Here is a 5,296-nt window from a genome sequence, read left to right on the forward strand (position 1 = left end):
GGCCGCCGACCGCCCACGCCAGCGAAAAGCCGGCCGCCAGCACGGCGATCATGGTGGCGGCGATCAGCGCCACGGCGCGCAGCAGTTCCTCGTAGGCCTTGGCTTGCGGCGTGGCGATGCCGACCACCGCGCCGCTCACCGGCGCCCGGCTCAGGCCCAGATACACCGGCGTGCCCTGGGCGTCTTCGGTGTCGAGCAGGTTTTCGGCCGCCTTGTGCAGTTGTTCGCGCAGCGCTGGCGCCGCCGCATGGCCCAGCAGCAGGCGCGGGCCGCCGGCCTGGGCCACTACGTTGCCGTCGGCGTCGTACAGGGTCATGGCCTGGTCGGCGCTGATGTGTTCGTCCTTGAGGATGCGCGCCAGCCGGTCCGGCTTCAGCAGCGCGGTCATGGCGTAGGCGACGTGGCTGTCGATGAATACCGGCACGTCGAGCGCCAGCAGCGCGCTGCCTTCCACCACCACCACCGACATCTGCGGCCGGCCGTGACCGAACAGCGGCGCCAGCCGGTGGTGGTTGCCGACCGGGTTGAGCGTGTCCGGCAGCGCGGCGCCGACGTTCAGCACGGCCTTGCCGGTGCTGTCGCTCAAGATGAATTGTGACGAGGGAAACTGTGGACTGAGCAGCGCGCCGGCCTGCAAGCGCAGCGCGTCCAGGTCGTTGGTGCGCAGGCTGGGCGAGGAGGCCAGTGCGGTGGCCGCGCCTTCGCTCTGCACCAGGTCGCGGTCGATGGCGGCGGCGACGGCGCGCGCGGCTTGCTGGGTGTCTTCCTTGAGGGTGTCGCGCTCGCGGCTGTAGAACTGGCCGACCAGCGCGCCAAAGCCGACCACGGTGGGCAGCGCGCAAGCCAGGACCAGCAGCGCGATCTGCGAGCGGATGGATGGTAATGGTTTGCGTTGTGTTTCTGGCACGCGGTTGGCCTCAGTCTTGTGCTGGCAGCACGATAGTAGCCGAGGACAACGGTTTCAGAAAGGGCTTTTGTCGTGGACGGCGCTTGGCCGCCACATCATCCTCGACCCGGACGACTAGATCGGCTTGCCGCAGGCGTAGGACCAGCCCAGCTCCGCCATCGGCCGCGCCATCTTGCCCGACTCCAGTGCCTGGGCGCTGGCGGCGGTGCCGTCGACGTAGCGCTTCATGATGCCTTGCATGATGCTGGCCAGGCGGAACATATTAAACGCGAGGTAGAAGTTGAAGTCGCTCAGCTGGATGGTCTTGCCGGTGCGCTCGGCGTAGCGGGCGATGTATTCCTGCTGGGTCGGAATGCCCAGCGCTTGCAGGTCCAGCCCGGCGATGCCGCGGAACTGGCCGGGCGGAATATGCCAGCTCATGCAGTGGTAGGAGAAGTCGGCGAACGGATGGCCCAGCGTCGACAGTTCCCAGTCCAGCACGGCCAGGATGCGCGGCTCGGTCGGGTGGAACAGCATGTTATCGAGGCGGAAGTCGCCGTGCACGATGGACGTGTCGTCGCCCGGCGGGATGTGGGCTGGCAGCCAGGCGATCAGCTGGTCCATGGCTTCGATGGTTTCCGTTTGCGAGGCCAGGTATTGCTTGGTCCAGCGTTCGATCTGGCGCGCGAAGTAGTTGCCGGGTTTGCCGTAGTCGGCCAGGCCGATGGCGGCGTAGTCGATTGTGTGCAGCTGGGCGATGACGCGGTTCAGTTCGTCGTAGATGGCGGCCCGTTCGGCGGGCGCCATGCCGGGCAGCGACTGGTCCCACAGCACGCGGCCTTCCACGCATTCCATCACGTAGAAGGCGCGGCCGATGATGGCTTCGTCGGTGCACAGCGCGTATTGTTTCGGCGCCGGGAAGCCGTGCTGTTGCAGCGCGTCCATGACGCGGTATTCGCGTTCGATGGCGTGGGCGGAGGGCAGCAGCTTGTCGGCCGGCCCCGGCTTGGTGCGCAGAACGTAGTTCTGTCCGCCGACGCTCAGCTTGAACGTGGGATTGGACTGGCCGCCCTTGAATTGTTCGGCGCTCAGCTCGCCATCCGGATAGCCTTCGACGTGCTGGCGCAGCCAGGCGTTGAGGGCGGCGGTGTCGAACTGGTGGCGCGCCGAGACCGGTTTGGTGCCGATGAATTCTTCAAACATGCTGTCTCCTGCTTTTTATTGGTGACAGCCATTTTAGATTAAAAAAGTACGATTGTGCTTTTAATCTCAGAAGAACACGGCGGTGCGTTGGATGACGCTGCCGTTGTTGGTGTAGGCGCCGGTGGCGCGCACGGAGCCGGTGTTGTATTTGCCGTCATCCAGCTTGCTATCGAGTTGTTCGGCGAACGAGTCGGGCAGGTTGTCGAGGCGGATGCCGTTGCCGCCGCGGCCGGCCACCACGTCGTTGTAGATGTAGACGGCGCCGCCCTGGGCGCTGGTCATGAAGTCGCTGGTGCCGTTGTAGGAACCGGTGATGAAGCCGGCCAGCGCCAGGTGTTGCGGCGCCAGCAGGTATTCGGTGATCTGGCCGTCGCCATTGCCGTTGCCGGTGGCGCCAGGCGCGTGCACGGTGCCTTGGACGTCGTCGCCGGGCAGGGCGCGGAATTTATCCTGATAGGCGTTGACAGCGGCAGTCAGCGAGGTCGATTGCTGGATGATGTTCTTGACGCGGGCGCTGTCGATCAGCCCCTGGCCTTTGAGCACGCCGCCCAGCAGCAGGCCGATGATGACCAGTACGATGGCGATTTCCACCAGGGTAAAGCCGCGTTGGCGTGCGAATTGTGGGCGCATGGGAAATCCTTTCTGATGATGGCTCGTAGTATAGCAAGCGCTAGTGTTTTTGGTTGAGTTGGTCGAGGCGCGCGGCCAGGAATTTGAGCTCGTTGGGATCGGTGATCTGGCCGCTTTGTAGCAGGCCGCCGATCAGCGCGCGCGCGGCGTCCAGCTCGTTCATGTCTTCGGCGATGAAGATTTCCAGTTCCCTGGCCCAGGCGGGGACGTTGGGGCCGGTGGCTTGCATGCGGATGGCGGCGGCGTAGCGGCGCGCCAGTGGCAGGTCGTGCAGGCGGTGCTTGGCGACCAGCGCGGCGTGGGCCAGCCATGGCCAGCGGCGGTTGGGGTCTTCGGTGAAGCGGGCGTAGACGAAGTCCAGCATCAGGCGCGAGCGCGCCGGGTCGCTGACGGAGCCGTAGACTTCGCTCGCGGCCAGCAGCGGATATTGGCTGCGCGGGTCGAGGTCCAGCACGCGCTGCAGCCAGAGCGCGACTTTGGTGTAATCGAGGTTGCGCCAGGCGATGCTGATGCCAGCTTGTTCGTCAAAGCCTTGAACGTACAGCATGGTGGCTTTGGATAGTGCTATCGGGTCGCCCAGCGCGGCCAGTTGCAGCGTGACTAGCGACGGCGCCGGCGGCAGGTCTTGCGCGCGCGCGCGGGCGGGCGGACGGCTGGCTTGCCAGAGGATTTGCAGCATCAGCGCAAACAGCACGGCCAGCAGCACGGCGCGCGGCGCTGACTGGCGGGATGGTTGGGCGGGCGGCATGTGCGGCCTCAGATGGCTTTGCGATGCAGGTCGAACAGCGCGGCGGCGGCCATCAGGGCGACGTAGATGGCTGTTTGCGCGGCGATGGTCGTGAGGTCGGCGCCGCTGCCGCGGTGGTACACCAGCCAGTCGCTGCGCGTGAACTGGTCCAGATGCGGCAGCAGCAGCGCCAGGCCGTCAATGCCGGCGTTGAGAACTTGCTGGCCGCCGCTTTGCACGGTGCTGGCGCCGTGGCCCAGCAATTGCAACGCGCCGATCACGCGCGCCAGCAGATAAAACGCAAACGACGCCGCCAGCGCCGGCAGCACCTGATTCAGCGTCAGCATGCACAACACGCCGAACGCCGCCACAATCCAGCATTCGCACAACAGCGAGAACGCCCACAGCGCGGCCTGCGCGGGCGGCGCAAAGAACAGGCCCAGCGCGCCAAACAGCAATGCAGGCAGCATCGCCAGCGCGCCAAATCCTGCCAGCTTGCCGAACAGGTAAACCGCACGCGGCATCGGCAACGCCATCAGTAATTCCAGTCCCTTGTCATTGGCCTCACGCGCCATGCTGGTGATCACAAAGGTCGCCACCAAAAACACCGCTGCGAAGCGCAGCACGGCACCCAGCAAAGCGGCCTGCAATTGACGGCTCTCGGTCAGCGCCAGTTCATTCAGGAAGCCGCTGACCGCAACGGCGCCGGCCATCATCATCAGCACAAGCCACAGCAGCCGGTTGCGCAAAGCTTCCAGCAACGTGTAGTGGGCGATGGTGAGTGCTGGCTGCATCATGGCAAACGCTGCGCCGCCACCATGCGGTTGTACAGGATGTTCGGCGAGATCCACAGCACCATGTCGTCAAAGGCGCCGCCGGGTGTGTGCGCGTCTTCGGTGGCGTCGCGCATGATCAGCGTGGTGCCGGTGGCTTGCAGGTTGTTCTTCTCGTCGACATTGCCGGCACCGGCGTCGATGATGACGGTATCCTGGTCGCTGGTGGCGCCATAGCCGTTGTGGCCAAAGGAGACAATAACGGCGGGAATATCGCTAATGGCGGAGGCCCGCACCAACTGGCCATTGGCGCTGCGGGTGCCGATGGTAATGTCGCGCGGTGTGCGCAGCGTGAACAGGTTGTATGAGTCACCAAACGCCGGTGTGACGGAATAGCCCATCAGCCGGTCCCACCCATCGAGCCGGCTGACGCCGAGCGTGGCCCATGGCAGGAAACCATAGCGCTTGTTGCACGCATTGCCGGTGCGGTCTTCCAGTCCGTTGGTGGACGAGATGGCGGGGCAGGGCAGGTAGCCATTGCGCAGCGCGAAGCCATATAGCGCCTCGCGCGCTTCTTCCATCGCGCGTTTGGTGTCGGTGACGCGGCGCTGCTCCATCTGCGACGACAGCGGCGCCAGCATGCCGCCGATCATCAGGCCGACGATCAGCAGCACGATGGCGATTTCCACCAGCGTGAAGCCGGACTGGCGGTGCGTCATCCTATGGTTCATTGATATCCTTGATGCGGCCTTCATTCAGGTCGTAGCGCTGGCCGGCCTTGAGGGTGACTCTTTTCCCCGATGGCAGTGTGACCGTGACGTTCGGCGTGGTCGCGCCGGACCGCTGAGAGGTGCTTTTCTGTGCGCCATACTGTGGCTGGTCGTTGAGCCAGACGGTGGTGCGGTTGTCGCTTCGGCGCAGCACACCGCTCATCACCAGCACCGGCGGTGGCGGGGGCGCCGCTGGTTTGGCAGCCGTGCCGCTTGGCGCACCGGGACGGCCAGCGCCTGGTGGCTGGCCGGGGCCTTGCGTATAGTTGCCGTCCGCGCCGCGCGCGCCGGGACCGTCGGATTGGCC

Annotated in this window: 6 protein-coding genes and 1 pseudogene; all 7 read right to left on the reverse strand. The window is 65.5% G+C overall.

The genetic code is table 11. The features are described from left to right. Positions 1-907: cache domain-containing protein (locus GTP69_RS30585; RefSeq protein WP_202424641.1), on the reverse strand; the 907-nt coding region annotated here is incomplete at its 3' end. A 114-nt stretch (positions 908-1,021) separates the two neighbouring features. Beyond that, on the reverse strand, positions 1,022-2,089 hold the full coding sequence (locus GTP69_RS30590) for a phosphotransferase (protein WP_161058396.1): 1,068 nt from the start codon (positions 2,087-2,089) through the stop codon (positions 1,022-1,024). A gap of 66 nt (positions 2,090-2,155) precedes the next feature. Then, complete coding sequence (locus GTP69_RS30595; RefSeq protein WP_161058397.1) at positions 2,156-2,719, reverse strand: prepilin-type N-terminal cleavage/methylation domain-containing protein; 564 nt, start codon at positions 2,717-2,719, stop codon at positions 2,156-2,158. Between the two features lie 40 nt (positions 2,720-2,759). After that, on the reverse strand, positions 2,760-3,467 hold the full coding sequence (locus GTP69_RS30600) for a hypothetical protein (protein WP_161058398.1): 708 nt from the start codon (positions 3,465-3,467) through the stop codon (positions 2,760-2,762). Positions 3,468-3,475: 8 nt separating this feature from the next. Further along, positions 3,476-4,243 (reverse strand): ABC transporter permease, encoded by a 768-nt coding sequence (locus tag GTP69_RS30605; RefSeq protein WP_161058399.1) that lies wholly within the window; start codon positions 4,241-4,243, stop codon positions 3,476-3,478. Continuing rightward, positions 4,240-4,950, reverse strand: coding sequence for a type II secretion system protein (locus GTP69_RS30610; protein ID WP_229261229.1), 711 nt, complete (start codon positions 4,948-4,950; stop codon positions 4,240-4,242). Before GTP69_RS30610 ends, GTP69_RS30605 begins: the two co-directional genes overlap by 4 nt. Beyond that, a pseudogene (locus GTP69_RS30615) lies at positions 4,940-5,296 on the reverse strand (hypothetical protein); the annotation flags it as partial. The pseudogene GTP69_RS30615 and the gene GTP69_RS30610, both read right to left, overlap by 11 nt.

Source organism: Duganella levis, from assembly GCF_009857605.1.
GTDB classification, from domain to species: Bacteria; Pseudomonadota; Gammaproteobacteria; order Burkholderiales; family Burkholderiaceae_D; genus Rugamonas; species Rugamonas levis.